Source organism: Sporomusa sphaeroides DSM 2875, assembly GCF_001941975.2.
Classification (GTDB): domain Bacteria; phylum Bacillota; class Negativicutes; order Sporomusales; family Sporomusaceae; genus Sporomusa; species Sporomusa sphaeroides.
In genome coordinates, this window is record NZ_CP146991.1 from 3,907,471 (window position 1) to 3,931,404 (window position 23,934).

Annotated in this window: 22 protein-coding genes and 1 pseudogene; 3 read left to right on the forward strand and 20 right to left on the reverse strand. The window is 50.4% G+C overall.

Annotated features, from left to right (window positions below; genetic code table 11):
* Together SPSPH_RS18125 and SPSPH_RS18130 are read left to right on the forward strand one after the other, a co-directional pair.
* Entirely contained in the window at nt 1-1,731 is a 1,731-nt protein-coding gene (locus SPSPH_RS18125) for an ABC transporter ATP-binding protein (protein WP_075757852.1), read from the forward strand.
* Between the two features lie 4 nt (nt 1,732-1,735).
* Nucleotides 1,736-3,790: a TonB-dependent receptor gene (locus tag SPSPH_RS18130; protein ID WP_075757853.1), complete on the forward strand. Its 2,055-nt coding sequence runs from the start codon at nt 1,736-1,738 to the stop codon at nt 3,788-3,790.
* A 103-nt stretch (nt 3,791-3,893) separates the two neighbouring features.
* Here SPSPH_RS18130 and SPSPH_RS18135 read toward each other — a convergent pair whose 3' ends face one another.
* The 16 genes from SPSPH_RS18135 to SPSPH_RS18210 form a co-directional block, all read right to left on the reverse strand.
* Entirely contained in the window at nt 3,894-4,601 is a 708-nt protein-coding gene (locus SPSPH_RS18135) for a redox-sensing transcriptional repressor Rex (protein WP_075757854.1), read from the reverse strand.
* A gap of 121 nt (nt 4,602-4,722) precedes the next feature.
* Nucleotides 4,723-5,316, reverse strand: coding sequence for a class I SAM-dependent methyltransferase (locus SPSPH_RS18140; protein ID WP_075757855.1), 594 nt, complete (start codon nt 5,314-5,316; stop codon nt 4,723-4,725).
* Entirely contained in the window at nt 5,309-5,842 is a 534-nt protein-coding gene (locus SPSPH_RS18145) for an ECF transporter S component (protein WP_075757856.1), read from the reverse strand. The genes SPSPH_RS18140 and SPSPH_RS18145 overlap by 8 nt, the downstream gene beginning before the upstream one ends.
* A gap of 72 nt (nt 5,843-5,914) precedes the next feature.
* A complete protein-coding gene (locus tag SPSPH_RS18150; protein WP_075757857.1) occupies nt 5,915-7,945 on the reverse strand; it encodes a TonB-dependent receptor plug domain-containing protein in 2,031 nt (676 codons plus the stop codon).
* Nucleotides 7,946-8,000: 55 nt separating this feature from the next.
* A complete protein-coding gene (locus tag SPSPH_RS18155; protein WP_075757858.1) occupies nt 8,001-8,693 on the reverse strand; it encodes an energy transducer TonB in 693 nt (230 codons plus the stop codon).
* 5 nt (nt 8,694-8,698) lie between these two features.
* Nucleotides 8,699-9,109, reverse strand: a complete 411-nt coding sequence (locus SPSPH_RS18160) for an ExbD/TolR family protein (RefSeq protein WP_075757859.1) — start codon at nt 9,107-9,109, stop codon at nt 8,699-8,701.
* Nucleotides 9,096-9,731 (reverse strand): MotA/TolQ/ExbB proton channel family protein, encoded by a 636-nt coding sequence (locus SPSPH_RS18165; RefSeq protein ID WP_075757860.1) that lies wholly within the window; start codon nt 9,729-9,731, stop codon nt 9,096-9,098. The genes SPSPH_RS18160 and SPSPH_RS18165 overlap by 14 nt, the downstream gene beginning before the upstream one ends.
* Nucleotides 9,732-9,979: 248 nt before the next feature.
* Nucleotides 9,980-10,903, reverse strand: coding sequence for a hypothetical protein (locus SPSPH_RS18170; protein WP_158027112.1), 924 nt, complete (start codon nt 10,901-10,903; stop codon nt 9,980-9,982).
* 98 nt (nt 10,904-11,001) lie between these two features.
* A complete protein-coding gene (locus SPSPH_RS18175) occupies nt 11,002-11,694 on the reverse strand; it encodes a class I SAM-dependent methyltransferase (protein ID WP_075757862.1) in 693 nt (230 codons plus the stop codon).
* A 22-nt stretch (nt 11,695-11,716) separates the two neighbouring features.
* Nucleotides 11,717-13,252: an ABC transporter substrate-binding protein gene (locus SPSPH_RS18180; RefSeq protein WP_075757863.1), complete on the reverse strand. Its 1,536-nt coding sequence runs from the start codon at nt 13,250-13,252 to the stop codon at nt 11,717-11,719.
* A 13-nt stretch (nt 13,253-13,265) separates the two neighbouring features.
* Nucleotides 13,266-14,237, reverse strand: coding sequence for an ABC transporter ATP-binding protein (locus tag SPSPH_RS18185; protein ID WP_075757864.1), 972 nt, complete (start codon nt 14,235-14,237; stop codon nt 13,266-13,268).
* Nucleotides 14,238-14,269: 32 nt separating this feature from the next.
* Nucleotides 14,270-15,040 (reverse strand): ABC transporter ATP-binding protein, encoded by a 771-nt coding sequence (locus SPSPH_RS18190; RefSeq protein ID WP_075757865.1) that lies wholly within the window; start codon nt 15,038-15,040, stop codon nt 14,270-14,272.
* A gap of 19 nt (nt 15,041-15,059) precedes the next feature.
* Nucleotides 15,060-15,908, reverse strand: a complete 849-nt coding sequence (gene nikC, locus SPSPH_RS18195; protein WP_075757866.1) for a nickel transporter permease — start codon at nt 15,906-15,908, stop codon at nt 15,060-15,062.
* Nucleotides 15,905-16,852: a nickel ABC transporter permease gene (gene nikB, locus SPSPH_RS18200; protein ID WP_198931048.1), complete on the reverse strand. Its 948-nt coding sequence runs from the start codon at nt 16,850-16,852 to the stop codon at nt 15,905-15,907. Before nikB ends, nikC begins: the two co-directional genes overlap by 4 nt.
* A gap of 81 nt (nt 16,853-16,933) precedes the next feature.
* On the reverse strand, nt 16,934-17,680 hold the full coding sequence (locus SPSPH_RS18205) for a class I SAM-dependent methyltransferase (RefSeq protein WP_075757867.1): 747 nt from the start codon (nt 17,678-17,680) through the stop codon (nt 16,934-16,936).
* 265 nt (nt 17,681-17,945) lie between these two features.
* Nucleotides 17,946-18,875, reverse strand: coding sequence for a multidrug resistance efflux transporter family protein (locus tag SPSPH_RS18210; protein ID WP_075757868.1), 930 nt, complete (start codon nt 18,873-18,875; stop codon nt 17,946-17,948).
* Nucleotides 18,876-19,138: 263 nt separating this feature from the next.
* Here SPSPH_RS18210 and rbr point away from each other — a divergent pair, with 263 nt between their 5' ends.
* Nucleotides 19,139-19,723 (forward strand): rubrerythrin, encoded by a 585-nt coding sequence (gene rbr / locus SPSPH_RS18215; protein ID WP_075757869.1) that lies wholly within the window; start codon nt 19,139-19,141, stop codon nt 19,721-19,723.
* 67 nt (nt 19,724-19,790) lie between these two features.
* Here the strand turns inward: rbr and SPSPH_RS18220 are convergent.
* The 4 genes and pseudogenes from SPSPH_RS18220 to SPSPH_RS18235 all read right to left on the reverse strand — a co-directional run.
* Nucleotides 19,791-22,106: pseudogene (locus tag SPSPH_RS18220) on the reverse strand (heavy metal translocating P-type ATPase); the annotation flags it as partial.
* Nucleotides 22,107-22,230: 124 nt separating this feature from the next.
* The gene (locus SPSPH_RS18225; protein ID WP_233139209.1) at nt 22,231-22,527 is read right to left on the reverse strand and encodes an ArsR/SmtB family transcription factor; all 297 of its coding nucleotides are present in this window, start codon (nt 22,525-22,527) and stop codon (nt 22,231-22,233) included.
* A gap of 266 nt (nt 22,528-22,793) precedes the next feature.
* Entirely contained in the window at nt 22,794-23,159 is a 366-nt protein-coding gene (locus tag SPSPH_RS18230) for a VOC family protein (RefSeq protein ID WP_075757871.1), read from the reverse strand.
* Nucleotides 23,160-23,173: 14 nt separating this feature from the next.
* Entirely contained in the window at nt 23,174-23,917 is a 744-nt protein-coding gene (locus SPSPH_RS18235; protein WP_158027113.1) for an MBL fold metallo-hydrolase, read from the reverse strand.
* Between the last annotated feature and the right edge of the window lie 17 nt (nt 23,918-23,934).

Consider the following 23,934-nt stretch of genomic DNA (forward strand, 5'->3'; position numbering starts at 1 on the left):
ATGGGACCGATATTGCTAACAGTTGACAAGCTTTCTGTACAATATAACATCGGAGAAACGACGGTAATGGCCCTGGACGAGGTTTCCTTTTCCCTGGAGAAAGGAGGAAGTCTGGGAATTATGGGCGAATCAGGCAGCGGCAAGACTACCATTGCCATGGCGCTTATGGGTTTACAGGACAAAGCTGCCATAACCGGCGGACAAATATGTTACGAAGATGTCGATTTACGGCAACTGTCTGAACAGGGTTGGAACCAATACCGCTGGCGGAAGCTGGCCATTGTTTTCCAAAACAGCCTGGATGTCCTTAATCCGGTGCTGACTGTATTTGAACAGATTCACGAATGTCTCCGGCGGCATACTTCCCTGCCGCCGGCTGCCGCCAGGGAAAAAATTGACCAGCTTTTGCACCAGGTCGGACTGGCACCCTCCTGTCAAACTTGTTATCCGCATCAGTTATCCGGCGGGATGCGGCAGCGTGTGCTGCTGGCCATGGCCCTCTCCTGCAATCCGGATGTGCTGATTGTGGACGAGCCCACCAATGCCCTTGACGCAGTGACAAAAACAGAAATTATCGACCTCCTGGCAAAACTGCAGCAGAAGCATGGCTTTGGCCTGATTGTTATTTCTCATGAAATCCATACTGTGGCCCGGCTTACCTCCCGTCTGCTTGTCCTCTACCAAGGACGGGTTGTCGAGGAGGGGTTGACCAAAGACATTCTGAATCATCCCATGCATAATTATACCCGGGGCTTGTTGCATTCTTCGCCGGAAATGAATCCTTACCGGGATATGTGGGGCATCCCCGGAGAAACAGAAAACAATCCCAACCGCGGCTGTCCTTTTTATGCGCGGTGCAATCAGCATATTGACTGCTGCATATCTAACAAGCCTGACCTGAAATATGTCGCACTTGAGCGCAGGGTTGCCTGTAACCGCAGCGGGATTGTAACCCTGCTGCAAGGCATAGAGCTAAATAAAACCTATACCTGTAAAGGAAATTCTCTAAAAGTCTGTAATAATTGCACCCTGGAAATCCGGTCAGGAGAGATTGTTGCGTTAATCGGTCAATCCGGTTCCGGTAAAACGACATTGTCCAGTATTCTTGCCGGAGTATTGCTGCCTGACAGCGGTGAAGTCATATTTCAGGGAGAAAAAGTAACACTTAACAGCGTTACCCGTAAAAAACAGGGTATCCAGATGGTTTTTCAGGATCCCTATTCATCCATTAACGAACAGTTTACAGTGGAACAGGCTGTCAGGGAACCCCTGGATATTTTGCGGCAAGAAGGCTCTGTTGCAAAACTTCGGGAAATTGTCAGCACTGCCTTGCTCAATGTCCAGCTCCCTGGGAATGATGAGAGCTTTTTAACCCGCAGATGCCATACGCTGAGCGGGGGGCAGCGGCAGCGCGTGGCGGTGGCCAGGGCACTTGTCATGGAGCCGAAGCTGTTAATTGCCGATGAAATCAGCTCCATGCTGGATCCTTCTACTCAGGCAAATCTTTTACGGCTGCTAAAAGGACTGCAAAATCGAAAAGGGTTTGCCATGCTGTATATCACCCATGACCTGGCAGTCGCACAAAAAATCGCCGACAGAGTCTGCGTTATGTATCAGGGTACGATCATCGAAAAGGGCAATGCAGCGGATATCTTTACCAGGCCGGTGCAGCAGTATACCCGGAAGCTGGTGGAAGAAGGAGGCATGCCTTATCAAGCAATATGGAGATGAACAAATGTTTAAAAAAATAAAGAGAAAAAGAGCCTTGCTGGTGGCCCTGGCGCTCTCGTTACAAGTCTCTCCCTGGGCTTATGCGGAAGAAACCGTCCCCGATTTCGCGTTGGAAACAATTGTAATTACCGATAGTAAGCTTGTAGGAGAAGGCGAAGCAACCAAGGTCACCTCTTTGAATATAAAAGACAAAATTGATGCCGGGCAAATCAACAGTATAACCGATTTGCTGCAGGATGTACCGGGTATAACAGTAACTACCAGCCCGCAGGGCGGAACAACGGTGACCCTGCGCGGCGTAAGCGGCGACCGGGTGCTGGTGGCCATCAACGGCAATGTAATAGACAGCCAGGGCCCGATAATGCGGGGACGGGCGCTGGAGTGGGACTCGCTGCCGGTAAGCAATGTCAAAAAGATCGAGATTATCCGGGGCGCCAGCTCGGCTCAATATGGTGGAACCCTGGGCGGGGTTATCAATATTGTGACAACCGATACGCCGGGTGAAAATAAAACCTATCTCAAATCCAGCTTCGGCAGTTATGGCGACAGGAAAACCGGCATAAGCAATCAGGGGACCACCGATAATGGGAAAATTTCCTGGTCTGTCAGCGCCGACAAAAAGAAAAGCGACGGTTTTTACCGCAACAATTTCAAAGACAGTCATGATACAAATCTGAATCTGACATACCATTTTACGGACAACCAACGGCTGTCGGTAGCGATAACCGACAGCCACCGGGAAGAAGGAACCCTGGTTGGCAACAATGAAAACCCCAATAACATTAATGGCTGGAATCCTCATTATCCGACAGTGCCGATAGCTCCCTCCAACAATATGGCCCCCGCTAAACAATATTTGGACGGCAGCTTCCGGGAGTTTGATACCAGGAACTATTCTCTAAATTATTATGAGGGCAACTGGAAGCTGGGCTTGTATAAAAATGTCCAGGACCGGACCGATCATCTCCGGTATCTGAATTCGACCAGCGTCTCGACTATGACGACGGAAAATACCGGGTATAACTGGCAGCAAAGCCGCCTGTTGGGAAATCATAAGCTTACTTTCGGGCTGGATTCCAGAGAGCTCAAGTATAAAACCACCACCAGCCGGTTTGAAACAGAACTTAACGGGTACTACCTTCAGGACAACTGGCAAATGAACGAAAAAGTGCTGCTGGGTTTAGGTCTGCGCTATGACCACTTTGAAGCCGACAATACGCTCACATCAACTAACTATGCGGACAAATCGAAGGTAAGCCCCAAGCTGAATGTGACCTATAAGCTGGCATCCAATGAATCGGTGTATGCCAGCGCCAGCCGGGTATTCAAGGCCCCTCCCTTATCTGAGTTTTCAAAATGGGCGAGTAATTATTCCCCGACCCAGGACAGCCTGACGAAGAAGAATAGCAATTACAATAAATACGTAAACGATAATTATGGAGGAGATACAAACAGGTTTACCCTGAACGACTGGCAAAAAAAGATGGGGGTTTTGGATACGGAAAGCGGCATGGCCTATGAATTGGGCTGGCAAAAGCAGTTTGACGACAGATTCGGCGCCAAGGTCACAGGCTTCTATTATGATATTGACAATTATGTAACGTCTTATATGGGCGGCAGCATAAATTCGGCTCCGCCTCCCTACAACCTGGGCAACGCAAAAATTCACGGACTGGAATGGACAAATGATTATCAGTTTTCAAAAAACCTAGGATTGATCTTCAGCTATACCACCCAAAATGGCACCAAGAGCGGCGACCGCTTTGACCCAACCGGTACAAAGCTTGACAGCATCCCGAAAGGAACCGTGAACCTGGGGCTGCGCTACAATGACCATCAGGGGTTCCGGGCCGCCCTGGACGGACAAAGAATTAAGCCGGCCAAAAATACAAAGACAGACAGTTATACGGTATTCAACCTGGGCATGTCATATACTATGAAAAAAGACCAGACCGTTGCCCTGGCCGTCAATAACCTGTTTGACACCGATTATGAGCAAACAGACGGCTTCCCTATGCCGGGCAGAAATTACAGCCTGTCTTATCAAATCGGGTTCTAAATTCGGTTAAACAGCAAAAGGTCAGGAACGCCGTGCACCGGTATGGCGTTCCTGACCTTTTGCGAAGGAAGGAGAAATGGACTTTTTCTATGCGGTTCTTATATCAGCCCTGGATCTGGTTTTTCCCCTGGCCGTGCGGCAGGTAATTGACGAGATTCTGCCTGCCGGGGATATTTCCGCCGCTTAGATTATATGATAACTGGCTGAGACAAGAGCTCACATTCATCTGGCTTAGCAGAATATGTTTCGGCACAAATACCGATATAGGTGAGAAATTGGCAATCCCTTTTATCCCTGCTTTAACTAATATATTAACCACTTTTTGCGCTTGCTTCGGGTGCACATTAACAAGCCCAATTGATATATCCTGCTCTTTTATTAGGGTTGTCAAACTTTCCAGCGGCTGTATTCTTACATTAAGTTCAGGAATTTTGTAACCATGATTGTTTTTATCCCAATCAGCAACAGCAACGATTTTAAAGCCAGGCGGCAAAAAGCCATAAGAGTTTACTATTCCCTTTAAAGGGATACCTGTCCCGACAAACAACACCTTCCATTCCGTATTGTAGCCAAGAATTTCTTTAATCCAGGATAAGAGAAAGTCCACCTCATAACCCACTCCTTTTCTGCCAAAACCACCAAAGCAGGCCAAATCGCGGCGAATAAGGGGGGAAGCAATACCGGTACGCTGACCAAGCCGGGTAGAAGCACAAATCCGTTCTCCCTCTTCCTTCATTTTTTCTAAAGTATTATAATATATTACCATTCTTGCAATTGTGTTTTTTGATACATCTTCCCGTGCTCTAATCACCCAATCATCTCCTTAACTTTTTGATTGACTACAAGAAAAGGGTATGAAGCTGCGGCAAATTACCGTTGGCTTCATACCCACGTTTATATATCTATAATTTTTTTAAAAAGATACTGCAGTACTAGCGCTTCACCGCTCTAATAAAATAGCGATCCCCGGTATCAACTATTTGTGTCACTTGATATCCGGCAGCTGTCAGCCAGGCACCTACCGTTTCTCCCGGTGCCAGGCGGTCATTCTTGACAGCCTCACTGTCCTTGTGGATAGCGTTGACTTGCTGCCTGGAGATATCATGCATAATGACCAAAGCTCCGCCTTGCCGCAGATGACTTTGCATATGAATCATGAACCTTTGTTTATCCTTAATGTGCGGGAAAAAGTTAAAACAAAGTACAGCGTCAAATAAACCGTCCTCAGGTACAAACTCCATAATATCGGCAACAGCAAAAGTAATATCGCCAAGGTGGCCATATTTTTCTTCAGCCTTAGCCAGCATATTCGCGGAAAAATCTACTGCCGTAATTTTTCCGGCAGGGCCAACTGCTTCTTTGAGGAAAGGCAGCAGCACACCGGTGCCGCTGCCGGCATCCAGCACCGTAAACCCCGGCTCTAAGCCAATCATTGCTACCAGCCGGGCAATCTTGCCAACATCCACTGCCCGTGTACTATCCCAATTATCTGCAATCTTATTGAAGAATTCGCATTCGCTACTCATGTACCTTCACTCTCCTAAACGCCCCCGGGACTGCTTCCAGCTTCCTGACAAGCAACGGGACAAATAGTAATTGTATAACAATGCCAGGCAAGCCGGTAGAAACGGCCCCGATAATAAACGGCAGCGGCTCCAGCGTGACGGCCAGCACTGCTGCCAGGCCTGCCACAACTGCCGCGGCTGCCAGGCGGCCTGCCAGCATGGCGCCAACCAGCGACCACACCAAGGGCAGTTTGCACTGCCGGTACAAATAGCCGCCCGCAGTTCCATATACGCCCAGTTCCACTACCATGATTGGCAGCATCGGCATCAGCGGCGGCATACCGGTAGTCAAACTGCTGATAAACGGTGTCAGCATACCTACTGCCAAACCGCCTTTTAGTCCAAGCAACAGCCCGGCCATCAGCACCGGAATATGCATGGGAAGAAACACTGAGCCGGTACCGCCTGCTAAGTGAAAGGCTACCGGCAAGGTCACACCCAGGGCGATAAACATGGCGACATTAATCAGTTTTCGCGTATAACTCATATCTTCACCTTCTCAATAATAACTTTCTCCATAAGAATGATTGCCGCATTAGCGTCCACAGCTTCTCACCGGCTATATCTTTTGCGTAAGACTGACATAGTAAGAACGTCCGGGCATAGGATAACCAATTTGCTCTACATATTGTTTATCAAAGATATTATCGACATAGAGGCTTATCGTTCTGCTCTTATCAAGTTCGCGGACCACGGCCAGATTATGAGTGGTATAGCCGCCAATTTCTCCCCTGCTGTTATTGTTGTTGTATAAGCCTTGTTGTGAGCTGACAAAATTGATATTATACCTTAGCTGCCAGGGCTTGGCATCATACTGATAGCCAAGTGAAACCTTATGCCGCGGCCGGAAATCAAATTCTTCGGCCAAGCCGGCGTTGGTATTGTTTGTGCCGACTTTTTTAGTGTGTTGATTGGTATAGTTAAGCACAATTCTGTTGCTGTCATCAAATTTATAACTATTCTCCCATTCAGCACCCCACACTTTAACCTTATCAATGTTGTAACACCAGAATGGGTTAACATGCTGGAAATTGATATAATCATTAATATCCTGATGATATAGCGTTAGTTTGGTATTGTATTTTTCACTGACTTTTTGTTCAGCGCCAATCTCATAGCTGTAACCTTGCTCCGGTTTGAGCTGTTTCCGGTACCCGGGGCTGGCGACAGCAGAATTATACTGATTGCTCCACCAATAATATTCAGCCATTGATGGTGCACGCCACAGACGGTTAACCGACAAGAAGGTGGTTGTGTGTTCATTATTCTTAAACGACAGGCTCAGCTTTGGCGATAAGGCATCGGTATCATAGTCGCGCATAGCTGTTGCCCCTGCATCATCTTTTTTCGCTGATAAATGGTCATATCTAAGCCCCAGATACGCTGACCAGCGATCATTCAGCTTGAAAGTATCGTCAATATACGCCCCCCATAAATCTATTTTCTGCGAGGGATATATATCACCTGCACCCGGCGGCCGCACAGCAAAAGCTCCGTATCCATAACGCAAACGCTTATACTCGCCGCCATAGCCGATCGTGTGACCGTTATTGGTTTCCTGTCCTGAGAAACCAAAGCTGTCTGATTCATCACTGACAAGGCTGCGATCGAGTATTATCTGTCCGGCGGTATTATAGTTAACCTCCCGGCGTTTTTCATCATTCTTCCAGTAATCTATCCGCCAGAATCCGGTTTCGGTAGAATGCTTATAAGCAAGATCATAATAGGTATTATCCTTTTCCCAGAAGGAGCCTGGATTGGGAGTGGTCGCCGTTATCGGCTGTGGCGGTGACATACTTTCGCCGTCGCTGATGGGAAACCCGGGATCATAGCCTGCTCCTGCACCTGGCCGGTTTGCCACGATAAACCCGCGTTTAGTCTCAGTTCTATTCAGTCCGACTGCAATATTGTCACTTGGCGTAATATCGTAATTCAGCCTTAAACCATATTGTTTGGCATCATAGTCATTATTGCGAAGAAAACCATCTGAACCGGTTTTATTGGCAATGATATTAAAATTTAACGGTCCGGCCGATCCGGTATAATTAAATAAGTAGTCATATCGCCCATTACTGCCTGACAAAATATTAATTTCGCCGCCGTTTATCCCCTTATCGCGGGTAATAATATTAATTACCCCGCCTAAAGTGTTACCATGCGCCGCCGACTTGCCGCCTTTTATAATTTGGATCTTCTCAACAGTATTGAGTGGAATTGTCGTCCAGTCAACATATTGGCCGCCCATAACTCCGGCAACATTAATCTGCCTTCCATTCAGCAATACAGTATAACGCCTGGCATCAAATCCCCTGAGCTTAACCGTTCCGTCCTGATTGTCGCCGACCCCTGCCCGCTGTTGAATATCAATACCGGCCGAACCTCTTAACAGTTCAGGAATACTGGAGGCTTTCCCCGGACTTACCGTTTTAACACTGACTGTCGTATCAGCATTATCCGTTTGCGCACCGTCAGCCTGAATAATAATCTCTTCAAGACTAAATGTCGGTATCTCCTGAGCGATTGCCGGTGTCCCTGCAAACATCATGCCGGCTACCGCTGCAGCCGCAAGTACCTTCTTGCTAAATCTCATATAACCCTCTCCCTTAACAGCTTTTTTCCCAAATAAAAATCCTAAATTTGCACAATTATCTCAGCTTAAACACAACCGTCAAGGTGGTAAAACACCGAATAGCCTGTCCGCTGCCTTCGTCCTTGGCAGGTACAAACCGCCATTTGCGGACAGCCTGCAGGGCTGCTTCATCCATAGAGCCCCGGCCGGAGGAGCGCGCCAGACGAACCTCTCCGGTCCGGCCATTTGCCAGCACCTCAATTTTTACGCCCACCGTGCCGGTAAATCCGTCTTGTCTGGCATCATCCGGATAGGCAGGCTCAACCTTGCTTAAGATCTGTGGCGCTGATATCCTTCCGGGTGCCGGAGCCGCTACGCCGGTCCCTGCCCCTGCCCCTGCCAACGCTGGCGCCGCCTCGCCTGAACCACTGCCTGCCGGCGCAGCCGCTTCGGCTGCCGGACTAAAGCTCTCGGTTACAACCTCGCTGGCAGCCACATTTGCTACCGGCTTTTGAGCGGCGGCCACCGGACGAACGTCAACCGGCGCAGTTGGTTGCACTGCAGCATTGGGCTCCCGCGGCATAGCCACCGGCACGGCGGCAGCCTGCTCCGGGGCAGTCACACTGCTGATAAGCTCCATCTCAATATACTCAGGTTCTGCCACCTTGCTGAATACACTGCCTCCCAGCCAGCCGGCCCCGACAAAGATCAAACAATGAATAAAACAGGAAACAACCAGGGCACGCCGCCAATATAACTGTTCTGGCATAACCTTCACCTCTGTGCCTGTTCGGTAGCTACGGCTACCTTTTTCACACCCAGCGCCTTAAGCTCGTCGAGAACCTGGACAACCCTGCCATATTCAGCCTGTTTATCTGCCCGCAAAACAAACGCGGAATCTGCCTGGCGGGCTAACTGGGCTTGGATACGGGCTTTAAATAGCTCAGGCGGAATCTGTTCCTGTTCAACATAAACCGCACCGTCCCGCGCAATGGTAATAGCGACATTTTTCGCCACATCTGCCTGTGCTGCCGAAGCCTGGGGCAAACTAACAGGCAAGGTCCGCTGCTCTACCATATACAAAGTGCTCATCATGAAAAACACCAGCAAAAAGAAAATAATATCAATCATCGGAATAATCATCAGCTTGGGCTGGCGTTCTACTCTCAGACTACGCAATTTCACGTCGGTCACTCCGTCTCTTGGCCTCAATTAATACGGCACCGCCCTGTTCCATGCCGGTAATAATCCTATCAAGCCGGTGAGTATAGTAAGTATGTACAGTAAGGGCCATAACGGCTACACAAAGCCCGGCTGCGGTAGCCACCAGCGCTTCACCCACCCCGCCGGTAATGGCATGCGGCTGGCCTGACTGAATTGTCATGATGTTAAAGGATGAAATCATCCCGACAACTGTACCTAATAAACCCAAAAGCGGCGCCAAGGTAACAATGGTATCAAGATAACCAAGCTTTTCTCTTAGTTTCGCAGCAGTCTGAGCCGCAAAACCGGTCATGGTGCTTTCTAAATCACAGGCATCAAAGTGAATATTGCCTAAACCCCGCGCCAGCATGGCAGCTGTTACACCGCCGCCAGTCTCACACACGCGCTGCGCTCCAGCCCAATCACATTTGTCAAGTTTGGGCGTCACTTCAGTCAACAGTTTGTTAATGTCTGTAGCCGCCTTACGGTAATACTGGTAGCGTTCAACAGCAATGGTTACGACCATGAGTGAACATACAAGCAGCGGATACATTACCAGACCGCCTTTTTTGAATAACTCAATGCTGCTAGTAATAAGTTCCATAATACCTCCACAGATTATCTTATACGCAAACTTATTGCTAATAACTTAAGCACCACCCCCAAAAAAATAAAAACCACAAAGAACTACGGTCCTTAACCGCAATACCTTCATGGTTATTGGTTCACATTATTACATTATTCCACTTATTTAAAACAGTTACCCCACAGCTTTCTTAGCTGCATTTACTACAATAACAACATAATCCTTATTGGTTTGAATACAAAGCAGCTGAAATAGGCACTACCCTGTCAGCTGCTTTTCAGATACAGCGCGACCCCGGCCCCCGCAACCACCATGGCCAGATGAATGCCTGTCCCCACAAGGGTAACCGTGGTCCCGTTTTTAGCGCCAAAAATAGAAAGATTAGCAGGCAATACCTGAGATAAACCATAATAAACATTATGAAAAAACGAGGCAACCAGCAGGACAAAGATAACATCCTGGGGAGCCAGCGCCCCGCTGTGCAGCAAGGTTCCGGCCACACCAATGGCGGCAATCATGGTAGGTATCCCGGCGATAATGACCAGCACCCCGGCAGCCGTAAGCTTAAACCAGCGCAGGAAAGGGTCAAGCCCGTTGATCAGGTCTTTAATAAAGTCCGTATGCATGAGGAAGCCGAAGGCCAGCGTAATGGGCATAAACACCACGGCAATATCCCAAAACTGCTGGAAGGCTTTCCGGCCTGCGGCAATCAGGTCAGTCTTATCTGCCGCTGCAGCGCAGTTTTCCTGCTGCTCCTGCCACTGCCCTGCCCCATTTTTCTTGGCCAGCAGCCTGTTCCAGACAAAGCCGCTTACGGTAGCAAGGGAGCTTATCCCAATATTGATGAAAAAAAACGACAGCCCCAGCTCCCACCCCAGTGAGGTAACCAGAACAGGACTAAAATAAAAAACGGAAAAATAGATGCTTGTCGGCAGTGACCCCATTACATACACAGCCATCAGGGTATTGTTCGTTATCGCGCCGCTTTTGCCAAAATCGGCCAGCATGGCATTGGCGGCAAAACGGTTTAACAAGCATAACATAAAAAACGGTCCAAGTGCTTCCGGCAATTTCCCCAGGGCGGTCATCGGCCGCGTGAGTTTGCTGAAAAAGCGGAAAAACTTGCCGGTTCTAAGCACAACACCGCAATAACACCCCAGGAACATGGCCGGCAGAGCTATTTTCCACATAGAAAGAACATCGGTTAATGCTAACATTATATCCATAGTGAGCATGATAGTTTATATCATATCCTCCAATCATCGGCCACCTGCCAGGGGTGGATTGCCTACTTTTCCGTCAATACAAACCGGAAGATATAAGACTGCTCATAAGATGCCTTCATTTTGTCGGCAATACATAAAAAGCCGTCTTCTTCACGGGAAATGTCAATAAATCCCTGTGTTCTGCGGCGCTGAAGCTCCACCCGGAACCCCTCGGCAGCAAAAGTCTGGGCAATAAAATCCAGGGTATGGGCATTGGATTCTACCAGACTGTTCCGGTTAATCCATTCAGTAAAACGCTGCAAACTGGGATTATCGTTCAAATCCGTGTAGGTGGCATAATAGACCCCGCCCGGCTTTAACAGCTGCTTGATTTTCCAGGCATGGGTTTTCAGGTCTTTAATCAGGTAGATAACAGCCTGGCTGACAGCCAGGTCAAACCGGTTGACAAACTGTTCCGGCGTAGTTGTCGCAACATAGGTTAACGGCAAATCCCCTTTGCGCGCGTTGGCAACAGCAATCGATTCCTGCGCCAAATCAATGCCCATGCCCTCCTTAAACGGTTTGACCTGGTAAAGGTGCCGTAAAAAGCCGCCCTGATTGCAGCCAAAATCAAGTACCGTCATTCCGGACAGATCCTGTTCCTGGATCAGGTGAATCACTTCCCGCCAGCCACGCAGATGCCGGTCTTCCATTTGCTGCTCGCCCTCGGTGCGATTCTGCCACCATACATTATAAAGCTTGTCCTCTTGTAGCATGGAATGTCGCCTCCCATTTATATTATTGAAATTGCAAATCACTTGTCAATACATGAGCTTCCGTGGGATGGATACGGAAATTCCGCAATGTTTTCTTATACGCATCCACATGTACATAATAATTCAAGAAGATGGCCGGAATCTCCTTGTCAATAATCTCCTGCGCCTGATAATAATCAGCCTGACGTTTAGCCGGGTCGGTTTCCCTTAAAGCACCTTCCAGCAAGCTGTCCAGTTCCTTATTCACGTAGTTGGGCCGGTATTTTGACATGCTGGTTGAGCGGAAATCCTCAAAAGCAATGGACGGGTCCGGGGTAAAGGCCAGTCCGCGTGCCACCAGTACCATATCAAAATTCTTTGATACCATGGCTTTTTCCGCAACGCCGATATCAGCCACCTGAATGTTGAGCTTGATGCCCACAGCGGCAAGCTGTGCCTGGACAACCAGGGCTATATCAGGAAGCTCCGGGCGGCTGCTATAGGTAATCAGATTGAATTCCAGCTTTTTGCCCTGTTTCTCCCGGATACCGCTGCCATTGTCCACCCAGCCTGCCTTGTCCAGTAAGGCCCTGGCTGTGGCGACAGAATGTTCACCGGCTTTGATGGCAGGATTGCCCCATGGCAGGTTTTCCGGGAACATCCCGGCGGCTGCTTTGCTATATCCCCCCAAAACGTCTTTAACAATAGCCTCCCGGTCAAGAGCATGGCTGATTGCCAGACGCACCTCGTGATCGGCCAGCCCGGCTTGCTCAGTATTAAAATAGATAACCCGCACCCGCCCCACAGGGCTAACCGCCACCTGATAGCCGGCATTGCCCTGGAGCAGCTTGGCATTGGCCGGAAGGACATTGCGGATAAAATCCACTTCACCGGACTGCAGCGCCATGAACCGGGTTTGCGCGTCAGGATAATGACGGTTAATGACCTGTTTTATGTGCGGTGCACCCTTCCAATATTCAGCAAACCCCTCGGTGACAATGCTTTTATCCTGCGCTACCTGCACAAATTTATAGGGGCCGGTGCCGATCAGGCTGGTAAATTTTCCGTCCACCATGGCTTTCTCGCCATAGATTGACGACTCCGGCGTAGCCAGGTAAGCAGGTAGTGCCACCACAGGCTTCCGGGTTTTTATAAGAATTTCGTGGTCGGAAACAATCTCAATACTGTCAAGCGGAATGGTTTTAGCGGTTTCGGCAAACCGTTCCACCGCCAGCTTGACACTTTTGGCAGTCATAAGAGAACCGTCATGAAATTTTACATTTGGCCGAAGCGTAAACTTCCAGGCGGTGGCGTCAATGGCCTGCCATTCCAGTGCCAGCCCCGGCACCAGCCTGCCGTCAAAATCCACCGCAACCAAAGTTTCCATAATGCCGCTCCGAACCAGAAAATACCCTGATTTAACCGGATCGGCAATTGGCATCTCAAAATCCCACCCCACCTTTAAGGTGGTATTGGCCGGGGCACTGGCCGGCTTACCGCCGCAGCCGGCCAGTGCGGTTAACGCAAATACCAGCAGCACGAATAAACACATTTTCTTTTGCATCGCTGTTGTTGACAAGCTATCTCCTCCTTTATCCAATTAAATGACAGGCCACCTGATGGATGGAACCAATGGTTTTTAAGATCGGTTCCTCGACATGACATTGCTCACAAAACTCCGGACACCGGTGTTGCAGCGCGCAGCCGGACACGGCAGCACTGCCATTGCCTGCCGGCCCGGTAAGCTGAGTCCCCGGCTTGCGCTGCCGCCGTCTGCGAGGGTCGCCGGAAAGAGTGGATGACAGTAGATAGCGGGTATACGGATGAATGGCCGCAGCTAATTCGCCGGCAGGTAATACTTCAACAATTTTCCCTCCCAGCATAACGGCCACACGGTCGGCTATCCGCCTGACCACATGCAGGTCATGGGTAATAAAAATATACGACATGCTAAATTCGTCCTGAAGCCTCAGGAGTAAATCCACAATTTGTGTTTTCACAATGCTGTCTAAGTTGGATACCGCTTCGTCGCATACCACCAAGGCCGGATTGAGCGCCAGGGCGCGGGCAATATTCACGCGCTGCAGTTGTCCACCGCTGAATTGATAGGGATAGCGGGTTTTATATTCCGGGTTAAGTCCTACCACAGTCAGCAGCTGTTCTACCTTTTCCTCCAGTTCCCGGCTGTCCCCAGGATTGTAATTGAGCAGCGGCTCGATAATACTCTCGCCCACCGTCCGGAGTGGATTGAGCGCCGCATAAGGGTCCTGAAAGACAATTTGCAAATTGCGGCGCAGCTGCCGCAGTTCTTCCTGGCTGGCGGCAGTTAGCTCTACGCCGTCAAACTGAATTTGACCGCTTGTCGTTTTCTCCAGACTCACAAGACAGCGTGCCAAAGTGCTTTTGCCACAGCCGCTTTCGCCCACAATCCCCAGCGTCTCCCGGCGGCCAACCGCAAAGGAAACATTGTCTACCGCCGCCAGTACTCTCCTTTTGGCAAAAAGACGATCCCGAATGATATAATGCTTTTTTAAGTTAGACACTTTCAATAAAGGCTGACTCACATTTTCTCACCTCCAAGCAATCCTCCCTGCAGTTAAACGGCTTGCAATAACTGCCTGGTATAGGGGTGCGCAGGATTTTGAAACACCTCAAAGACTGATCCGTATTCGACAATCTTTCCCTGATTCATGACTGCCACTTCATCGGCAATCTCGGCAACTACCGCCAAATCATGGGTAATGAACAGCATGCCTGCGCCGTACTGCTCTTTGAGTTCCATTAATTCGTCAAGAATATGGGTCTGGGTAGTGATATCCAGGGCAGAGGTCGGCTCATCGGCAATCAGATACCGGGGCTTCAGCAACAGCGCCATAGCGATCATTACCCGCTGCTGCATACCACCGCTTAGCTCAAAGGGATAACGGTCATATAGTTTAGCCGGTTCGGGCAGCCGGACACGCCGCAGCACATCAACAGCCATTTCCTTAGCGGCAGACTGGCTAACCTCCCGATGTGACAGTACCGTCTCTGCCAGCTGAATACCGATGGTCAGCGAGGGGTTTAACGAGTAACACGAATTTTGAAAAATAATAGCAACATCCTGCCCCCGCAACAACCGCAGTTCTTCAGGCGGCAGGGTTAAAAGATTGCGACCGTCCAGGCTGACCCGGCCTGCCACAATTTTTCCCGGCGGTTCAATAAGTCCCAGCAGGGACAACGCCACCGCCGATTTGCCGCAGCCGCTTTCCCCTACCAAACATACCGTTTTTTCCGGCGACACGGCAAAGCTTACCCCGTCAACGGCCGGAATCACCTTATCTGTCTGAAAATAATAGGTTCGTAAATCCTCAACAATCAGTGCCATAACCCATTCCTTTCCCGGCCTATTCTGTCATGCCCTGGGGATTGAGCGCATCCCGGAGCGCGTCGCCAAAAAGATTACAGGATAATACCACCATAGCAATGGCCAGCCCCGGAAACAGCATGACATGCGGCGCCGCCTGAAAATAAGGTCTGCCGTCATTAAGCATGCTGCCCCATTCCGGTGTTGGCGGCTGGGCTCCCAGTCCCAAAAAAGAAAGGCCGGCTACCGCCATAATCAGTTTTCCCATATCAAGAGTTGCCAGCACAATCACCGTCCCCAGAACATGCGGTAAAATATGCTGATATAAGATGGGTATTGTTTTGGTCCCCGCTGCCCTGGCCGCCATAACAAAATCTTTTTCTTTGGCTGCCAGCGTCAAACCGCGCACAATGCGAGCATAACTGACCCACCATACAGCCGCCAGTGCCAGCATGACGTTAACCAGGCCGGCTCCGAGAAAACCGGCAATGGCCAGAGCTAATATCAGCAGCGGAAAAGCCAGGATAGTGTCGACAATGCGCATAAAGATTTGATCAGCTATACCCCCGGTATAACCGGAAAACATCCCCACCGGCAGACTGATGACAAGTACACTGACAAGCACAATACCTGCCGCCGCAAGAGAAACCTGCGCACCATAGACCACCCGGCTGAAAATACAGCGGCCAAGATGATCGGTGCCGAAAGGATATTGGGCACTGGGATTTTGCAACCGGGCGCCAAGCTGCACTGCCAGCGGATCATGCAGGGACAAATATGGAGCCGTTAACGCCATACCGGCAAAAGCCAGCAGTATCAGCAAGCCGCAGATACCTGCTTTATCATGCTTTAAACGCTGCCAATACCCGGACCAAAGGTTTTGTTTCATTGCTCCCGCCCACCTCCTAAGCGAATCCTCGGGTCAAGGCAGGAATAGAGGCAATCGACCACTACATTGACGGTGACAACCGCCAGGGCCGAAAAGAGAACATACCCCTGAATCACCGGGTAATCACGTCCCTGGATACTCTCCACCGCAAACCGCCCCAACCCCGGCCAGGAAAATAAGGTCTCCACCACAACACTCCCGCCCAATAACTGCCCGATACTGATACCAAACCAGGTCAAAACCGGCAGCAAGGCATACCGGAGCGCATGACGGCCGATAAGCCACTTTTCCTTTAGCCCCTTGGCTCTGCCCACCCGGATAAAGCCTTGGGACAGGGCGTCCAGCATACTGCCGCGCAATAGCCGGGTATATGCCGCCAGCATACCGAAACCCAACGTGGCTGCCGGCAGAATCAACCCTTCCCAGCCACCGGCACCGGCGATGGACAGCCATTGCAATTGCACACCAAACACATAGGCCAGGAGCAGCCCCAGCCAAAAGTTCGGAATAGACGAACCGGTCAGTACCGTAATTCTCCCGATTAGATCAAGCCAGGTTTTTGGATACAGTGCCGTAAGCACACCCAGCGGCACAGAAAATAGCAACGCAAACGCCAGTGAAGTCATGGTCAGCTGAACCGTAGCCGCCAGTCTATTGCCCAGTTCTTCCGCAACCGGTAAGCCTGTCCGGTAGGATATGCCCAAATCCAAATGAAGCGCGCGGGCTAACCAGCGCCCATACCGGACATATACCGGATCTTCAAGCTGCAGTTGTTGCCGCAGGGCTTCTACAGTCTCCGGCGGCGCCTCCACTCCGATAGAGGTCAGTATCATTTCCGGTGTATCCCCCGGCACCAGCGCCATGAGGCCAAAAGCCACCAGGGAAATGCCAAACAATAAAATAATAAAGGAAATACCCCGATGGATAAAAAAATTTATCGGCACAACCCTTGCTTCCCCCTCCCTTGACAGCCGTTTCCCCTTCCACCAAAGGGCTCACACCTTGTCCCTGAGTCCAAAACTAAATTACTTAGAAGCGCAAATGGCAAACATCGGGGTGGGCGCATACAGCAGTTGTTCCATTTCATCATGAACCAGGGGACTGATATTTTCTTCAATTACTACCTGCTGAAAACCGCATCGGCGGAAAGCCTGCTCATCCCATAACGGACGCTTTTCATAGGTCAGCGGTAACTTGCGGGCAATGGCTTCATTCTCTTGCTGCTGCGCAGGCGAAGTATTGTGCCTGTAGCCTTTTGCCATGGCTAACGCTACATACCTGTCATGCTCAGCCTGAAGCTCCGGATCACTTAGATGCAAATGCCAGTTAGCATCGAAAACCAGTACTTTGCCTGTTGGTTTTAACAGCCGGTGCCATTCCTGATACACCTCCAGCGGGTTAGGCAGCAGCCAGGTTACATTTCGGGATACAATCAAATCCAGACTCCTGTCAGGCAAATCAACGGCATGCGCGTCGGCTTTCAGGAATTTTATGGTCTTTCCTGCCAAGGCTGCATTTTTCCGGGCTTGTCGCAACATTTCCTCACATTTATCAACAGCAGTAACCGAATAGTTAAGTCCGGACAGTAAGATAGCGAAAAATCCCGGGCCGGTTCCCACATCCAATACCCTGAGATTATCCTGCTCCCCGGCATACTTGCGCAAAAGTGACTCCCAGGCCTGTTTTTTCCGGCAGGCCATTTCCCGTTGTACCACTTCGTTGTAGCTGTCAGCACGTCCATCCCAATAATTTTCAATACGTTGTTCCAACATAGTGTTTCTCTCCTTTTTCCCGTTATTTCTCAAAGCTAAAATACAGTATCCGCTACACCTCCCAAAATAAAAAACCACGAAGGGCAGGACAATGTAGTCCGGTTACCCTTCGTGGATATGTCTTACCTATTCAGTTCTCGCTAATATTAATACAACTGACAGAGCCAATCTTCGGATCGGCATTTGTTAAAAGTATAACGTATTCCGGCCGGCAGCGCAATAGCCCATTATGAAAAAATTCTAAATTGACACAGCATTGCCGTTTTTACTGTTTATGAGAGTTGATGCTATGTGCCACCATGCCGGCAATGATCACGGCAATACCTGCCAAAGAGAAGCCTGAAGGTATTGGCGCCGCCAAAAACACTACCTCACCCAAAATAGTGAACACCACTTCACCTGCCTGGGTGGCTTCAACAGCAGCCAGCTTTTTAGCGTCCCCGTTAGTCAGGTCGGTGGCGTAAAAAAACAGTACTGTCGCAATAATCCCCGAGCACACGGCAACAAGCAGCGATTGTACTATCTGATTCCAGTCCGGCAAACCGACGGTTACAGTACCGTAAGCAGACAACAGCAGCCAAAAGGGCATACTGGCAAGGGTCATACCTAATACCCGCTGATACACATCCAGTTTTCCCTGGCACACCGCCATCATTTTCCGGTTACCCAGTGGATAGGCAAAAGCGGCAATAAGGACAGGAAAAAAGCCTGCCGCCAAATCACCCGGGGCAGTGTGGCGGGCTGCCTGCATTTGAATAAGCACAACCCCCAGTAAAATAAACAGGGATGTCGCCAGTTCCCTTAGCGGAATCCCCAGGAATCCGGCGCCTTGCGGTACTGCTTTATGAAAGAAAACCGGTACAAGCAAACACCCCGCAACAATGGTGATTTGCCAGGTTCCCGCCACCAGCCAGGCCGGACCGTAGGCGGCGGCAAAACATAAAGGCGCATAAAACAGCCCAAACCCGACGGTGCTCCATAGCAGCCACGCGTCAGGCCGGGCTCTCATCTCGGCAATCAATGCCTGCAGATTGTTCCTGGACAAAACCAGCAGCAGCAAAAACGGCACTGTAAACAAATAGCGCAAGGCAGCGCTCCATATCCAGCTGCCACCGGCCAGGTCCATTGACCGGTTCAGCACAAAAGTGGACGCAAAAAACAGCGAGGCTGCAATCCCAATAACGATCGCCTGCATTGATAATCACTCCTTATATGCCAACTGCAGGATCACAGCAAGATACTCCGGCTAAACTATCCGGCAAACCTATTTTCAGCGAATTCCTGAAAGATTCGCTGCCCATCCCTGGTTCTCCTCCCGCTTTGCCGCCAGATTATTTTCAGGCTGCCGGCAGGATTTTCGGTTACTTTGTAGTAACTATTATACTAGAAAACCATGCTGTCAATAAGAATTCCGGCGGTTTTCTACCATCTTAAGCGTAAAACATGAGGAGGATCCGTATGAAATCATTAAAAGGAACTAAAACTGCAGAAAATCTGATGAAAGCATTCGCGGGTGAATCACAGGCCAGAACCCGTTACACCTATTATGCTTCCACTGCCAAAAAAGAAGGTTATGTACAAATCTCCAACATCTTCACCGAGACTGCCGATAACGAAAAAGAACATGCCAAGCGTTTCTTTAAGTTTCTGGTGGAATGCTTAGACGGCGAAATGGTTAACATCCAGGCCGACTATCCGGTAGCCTGGGGCGACACCAAAGCCAATCTTAAGGCTGCCGCCGAAGGCGAAAATGAAGAATGGACCGACCTGTATCCCGCCTTTGCCGATGTTGCCGACCAGGAAGGCTTCCCGGCTATTGCCACGATTTTCCGCAACATCGCCGAAGTGGAAAAACACCATGAAAACCGCTTCAAAAAACTGTATAACAATATCGTGGAAGGCACTGTCTTCAAAAAACCTGCTGCCGTTCAATGGAAATGCAACAACTGTGGTCATATCCACACAGGCGAACAGGCTCCCGAGCTGTGCCCGGCCTGCGCCCATCCGCAAGCACACTTCGAAGTGTTTGTGGAAACCTACTAATCGGCTTAGCCAGCCAAATAACAACCGGCACCCTGATCAGGGTGCCGGTTGTCTTATTTGCTCTAAATTACTTGATCTCACGTACCAGACGCATGCCGTTCAGCGTTACCAGCAAAGCCGCTCCGGTATCGGCCAGCACCGCCAGCCAGAGATTGACAAAGCCGAAGAAGGTAGCCACAACGAACAGCAGCTTAACCCCCAGGGAAAAGCTAATGTTCTGTTTGATAATGGACACGGTTTTGCGGCTGAGTCTCATGACATAGGAAAGCTTGCTCAAATCGTCCGATAACAGCGCAATATCTGCGGTTTCCAGCGCCGTATCCGAACCGGCAACCCCCATGGCGATACCCACATCAGCTGTAGCCAGGGCCGGAGCGTCATTTACCCCGTCACCCACCATGGCCACACTGCCATATTGGCTGGCCATGTTTGTTAAGGTTGTCGCTTTATCGGCAGGCAGCAGTTCGCCATAGAAAGCGTCCAGACCCAGTTTCCCGGCGATGGCGCCCGCCACCCGGTTATTGTCGCCTGTCAGCATAACCACCTGCTCCACCCCGGTAGCCTTGATGGCAGCCACGGCCTCAGTGCTGTTATCCCGCAAGACGTCGGCTACCGCAAGCATGCCGTAAACGTCCTTGTCAGTTCCCACCAGCATCACGGTTTTGCCCTGAGCCTCCAGCAGCGACCAATCATTTTCAAGCGCAGTAAGCTCATGGCCTAATTCCTCAAAGAGCCGCGCATTTCCCACATATACGGTTTGCCCGTCAAATTCAGCCTGGGCGCCCCGGCCGACAAGCGCCTGGAAATTAGTGACCTGCGGCAGGTTATGATTGCCTGCGTGAGCAACAATGGCCTCAGCCAGCGGATGCTCCGACCACTTTTCCACCGCTGCCGCCGTACGCAGCAGCTCCTCCGCCGCCAGGCCTATCACCGGCAGCACATCAGTCACCTTGGGCTTGCCAACCGTTAACGTACCGGTCTTATCAAAGGCTACCGCCCGGATTTTCCCCATTTGTTCCAGATAGGCGCCGCCTTTGATCAGCACCCCATTGCGCGAAGCGTTGCCAATGGCTGATACGATGGACACCGGTGTGGAAATAACCAGCGCGCATGGGCAGGAAATAACCAGAAGGACCAGCGCCCGGTAAAACCATACATCAAAAGGTTCATGAAATACAAACGTCGGCACCAGGGTTAGGGCTACGGCGGCAAGGATGACTGCCGGGGTATAGTATTTCGCAAAAACATCCACCATTTGCTGCAAAGGAGCTTTCTTGGCCTGGGCTTCCTCCACCATATGCATAATTTTGGCCAGCGTGGAGTCTTCCGCCAATTTGTCTACTACAATTTCCAGAGCCCCTTGCTCATTGACCGTACCGGCATATACATTGCTGCCGGCCTGTTTTTCCACAGGCATGGATTCGCCGGTTATCGCGGCCTGATTGACCGCAGACATCCCGCTCACCACCGTGCCATCCATCGCAATCCGTTCACCCGGCTTAACAATAATAATATCACCAACAACAATCGCTTCTACCGGCAGCCGCAGCTCTTCGCCATCGCGTTTTACCAGAGCCTCGCGCGGCGCAAGCTCCATGAGCGCCCTGATGGAATCCCGGGTCTTATCCAGGGTATAGGCTTGCAGGGCATTTCCCAGGGAAAAGAGAAAGACTACGGTCGCCCCCTCGCTCCATTCACCAATGGCTGCCGCGCCGGTAACGGCAATTACCATGAGAAAGTTAGTGTCCATGGTCATGCTTTTCAGTCCGTACAAACCGCTTTTGGCCACATGATAACCGCCGATCAGCATGGCCAGGACATAGGTGGTGATTGTCGCCTGTTCATTTACTGCCATCCAATCCATGACCATACCACCAGCCACCAGAACACCTGACACCAGGGTGGCCAGCATCCGCGGCTTTAGCCACCATGCCTGTTTATCAACAGCCGCCGCTGCCGGTTCACTGCCCTCAACCGCTTCATAACCGGCCTGCTCCACGGCCTGGATAATCTCCCTGATCTGGCAGCTATGCTCTACCGCCATGTTGCCGGTGCCAAAATTCAACTGCACCGCACGCACTCCGGACACGGCAGCAACGCGTTTCTCCAGTTTAGCCGCACAATCGGCACAGTCTAAGCCGGAGATACGGAAGACCGTTTTTTGATACCCCGGCGCAGCCTGCGCCGCCGGACTCACGCCCACGCGATAACCAAAGCCGGTAATCACGTTTTCAATATCAACATCTGCCAGCCTGGCAGCATCATAATTCACCTTCAGTTTCGCGGCGGCAAAATTCATCTGCGCATCCACCACCCCGGTAAGGCGGCGAACGGCTTTTTCCACCTTTGCCGCGCAATCGGCGCAATCTAACCCGTCAACCAAAAAAGTGGCCTGAATCAACTTATCACTACCAAGAGCGGCAACACCGCCTTCACTGACGGCCGCGGCTGCCTCTCCCCCACAACAGCCGCAGCCGCAATGAATGTCATCTTGTTTTTCCATTTTCCTACCTCCTATCTTCATGAGAAATATGCTCTAATCCCTGACACATTAGGGAGATTACATGATCATCATCCAGGGAATACAGGGCTTCTTTGCCTGCTTTACGGAACTTCACCAGTCTGGCACCGCGCAGTGTGCGCAGTTGATGGGATACCGCCGACTGGTTCATCCCCAGCGTTTCAGCAATATCACATACACACATCTCGCCTCTGGATAATATGTGCAGGATTTTAATCCTCGTCGGATCGCCCAGTATTTTAAACATCTCGGCCAAATCCTGCACCTTGTCGTCCTTCAGCATGGCGGCTTTGGCCAGACACACAGTCTGAGGATGAACACAACGGTCTTCGCAAATATCTCTATTGTCTTTCTCTATTGCCTTCATGGCAGTTCCACCTCACATCATGTGATTATATGTTCATATGTTATTCTATGATAGGTTTCACAAAAAGTCAATTAGAAATTCATATAAAAAAAACATAAAGGCTGGAACAATCACTGTCCCAGCCTTTATGGATAAGCTCAAATTTTCTTTTCAAATAAACCGGTCTGTCAGCCTGCGCTATGCTAAAACCCGGCAGGCAGGACTTCCAGCCAATATCCGTCAGGATCGGAGATAAAATAAATGCCCATCTCCTTGTTCTCGTAACAAATGCAGCCCATAGCCTTGTGGTGCGCGTAGGCTTTGTCAAAGTCATTGGTGGTAAAGGCCAGATGAAACTCGTTTTCGCCCAGCTTATACGGCTCTTTTCGGTCTTTAATCCAGGTAAGCTCCAGCTTATGCGGTGTTTGGCCGTCGCCAAGATACACGATGGTAAAGCCCGGTTTCTCAATACGCCGGCTTTCGGTAAGCTGCAGCGCCTCCTGGTAAAAAGCCATACTTTTCTCCAGATTAAGTACATTGATGTTATTGTGAGCAAAAGTAAAATCCATGAAATATCTCTCCTTTATCCTTTATTCGACTTTACGGGTTGGGTGCCACTCTGCCACATGTTGTGTAAGAAGCTGTGAATATCCTCGCACAGAACGACACCATGCCCGGTGCAGAAAAATTCAGGCCGGTAAGCAAGCAGCCGGCTAAGTCCCTGCATAAAAGCAGCAAATTCCTGCCCGCCGGCAGCCGCCTGTCCGGCCACATACTGACAAGATCCCCGCTTAATAGCCTCACTATTCGTAACCAGCCGGCCCTCAGGCAAAGCTTCGCCAAAGTAACAGAAAAAGTCGCCCACAAACAGCGCCTGCGAGCGGTGATCGTAGATAGCCACCGAACCCGGCGAATGGGTATTGACCAGCACCACTTCCAGCCCCTTAAGGCCTGGGACGGCAAATGTGCCGGCCTCAGCCTGCGGAGTAAATTGGGCGACCTGCGCGGCCAGCGGTGATGCCAGCATGGGCCAGTCAGCGCTGTGGATAAATTTCCGGGCATTGGTAAACAAAGCGGCCCCCTCGACATGATCACGGTGTCCATGGGTCAAGAGCACATGGGTAACCTGCGCCGGCTGTATCCCGATTTCGGCCAGCGCCGCAACCACAAGCGGCTGATAAGCCTTCAGCCCGGCATCCACCAGGATAACCTGGCTGTCCTGCTGCAATACATACAGGTTGCTATAGGTCATACTATCCCAGGTAGTGGTATCCTCAACAGCAATTACATAGGCACCGGCGGTTAGCCGGGACATTACATACTCCATATTACTCACCGTCCCTG

Coding starts and splice junctions, on each gene's coding strand:
- SPSPH_RS18175 (WP_075757862.1), bottom strand. CDS start 11,694: ATGCTACAAGAGGACAAGCTTTATAATGTATGGTGGCAGAATCGCACC.
- SPSPH_RS18130 (WP_075757853.1), top strand. CDS start 1,736: ATGTTTAAAAAAATAAAGAGAAAAAGAGCCTTGCTGGTGGCCCTGGCG.
- rbr (WP_075757869.1), top strand. CDS start 19,139: ATGAAATCATTAAAAGGAACTAAAACTGCAGAAAATCTGATGAAAGCA.
- SPSPH_RS18170 (WP_158027112.1), bottom strand. CDS start 10,903: ATGTGGAAAATAGCTCTGCCGGCCATGTTCCTGGGGTGTTATTGCGGT.
- SPSPH_RS18205 (WP_075757867.1), bottom strand. CDS start 17,680: ATGTTGGAACAACGTATTGAAAATTATTGGGATGGACGTGCTGACAGC.
- SPSPH_RS18145 (WP_075757856.1), bottom strand. CDS start 5,842: ATGAGTTATACGCGAAAACTGATTAATGTCGCCATGTTTATCGCCCTG.
- SPSPH_RS18210 (WP_075757868.1), bottom strand. CDS start 18,875: ATGCAGGCGATCGTTATTGGGATTGCAGCCTCGCTGTTTTTTGCGTCC.
- nikC (WP_075757866.1), bottom strand. CDS start 15,908: ATGAAACAAAACCTTTGGTCCGGGTATTGGCAGCGTTTAAAGCATGAT.
- SPSPH_RS18140 (WP_075757855.1), bottom strand. CDS start 5,316: ATGAGTAGCGAATGCGAATTCTTCAATAAGATTGCAGATAATTGGGAT.
- SPSPH_RS18230 (WP_075757871.1), bottom strand. CDS start 23,159: ATGGATTTTACTTTTGCTCACAATAACATCAATGTACTTAATCTGGAG.
- SPSPH_RS18125 (WP_075757852.1), top strand. CDS start 1: ATGGGACCGATATTGCTAACAGTTGACAAGCTTTCTGTACAATATAAC.
- SPSPH_RS18150 (WP_075757857.1), bottom strand. CDS start 7,945: ATGAGATTTAGCAAGAAGGTACTTGCGGCTGCAGCGGTAGCCGGCATG.
- SPSPH_RS18155 (WP_075757858.1), bottom strand. CDS start 8,693: ATGCCAGAACAGTTATATTGGCGGCGTGCCCTGGTTGTTTCCTGTTTT.
- SPSPH_RS18235 (WP_158027113.1), bottom strand. CDS start 23,917: ATGGAGTATGTAATGTCCCGGCTAACCGCCGGTGCCTATGTAATTGCT.
- SPSPH_RS18165 (WP_075757860.1), bottom strand. CDS start 9,731: ATGGAACTTATTACTAGCAGCATTGAGTTATTCAAAAAAGGCGGTCTG.
- SPSPH_RS18225 (WP_233139209.1), bottom strand. CDS start 22,527: ATGCTGAAGGACGACAAGGTGCAGGATTTGGCCGAGATGTTTAAAATA.
- SPSPH_RS18190 (WP_075757865.1), bottom strand. CDS start 15,040: ATGGCACTGATTGTTGAGGATTTACGAACCTATTATTTTCAGACAGAT.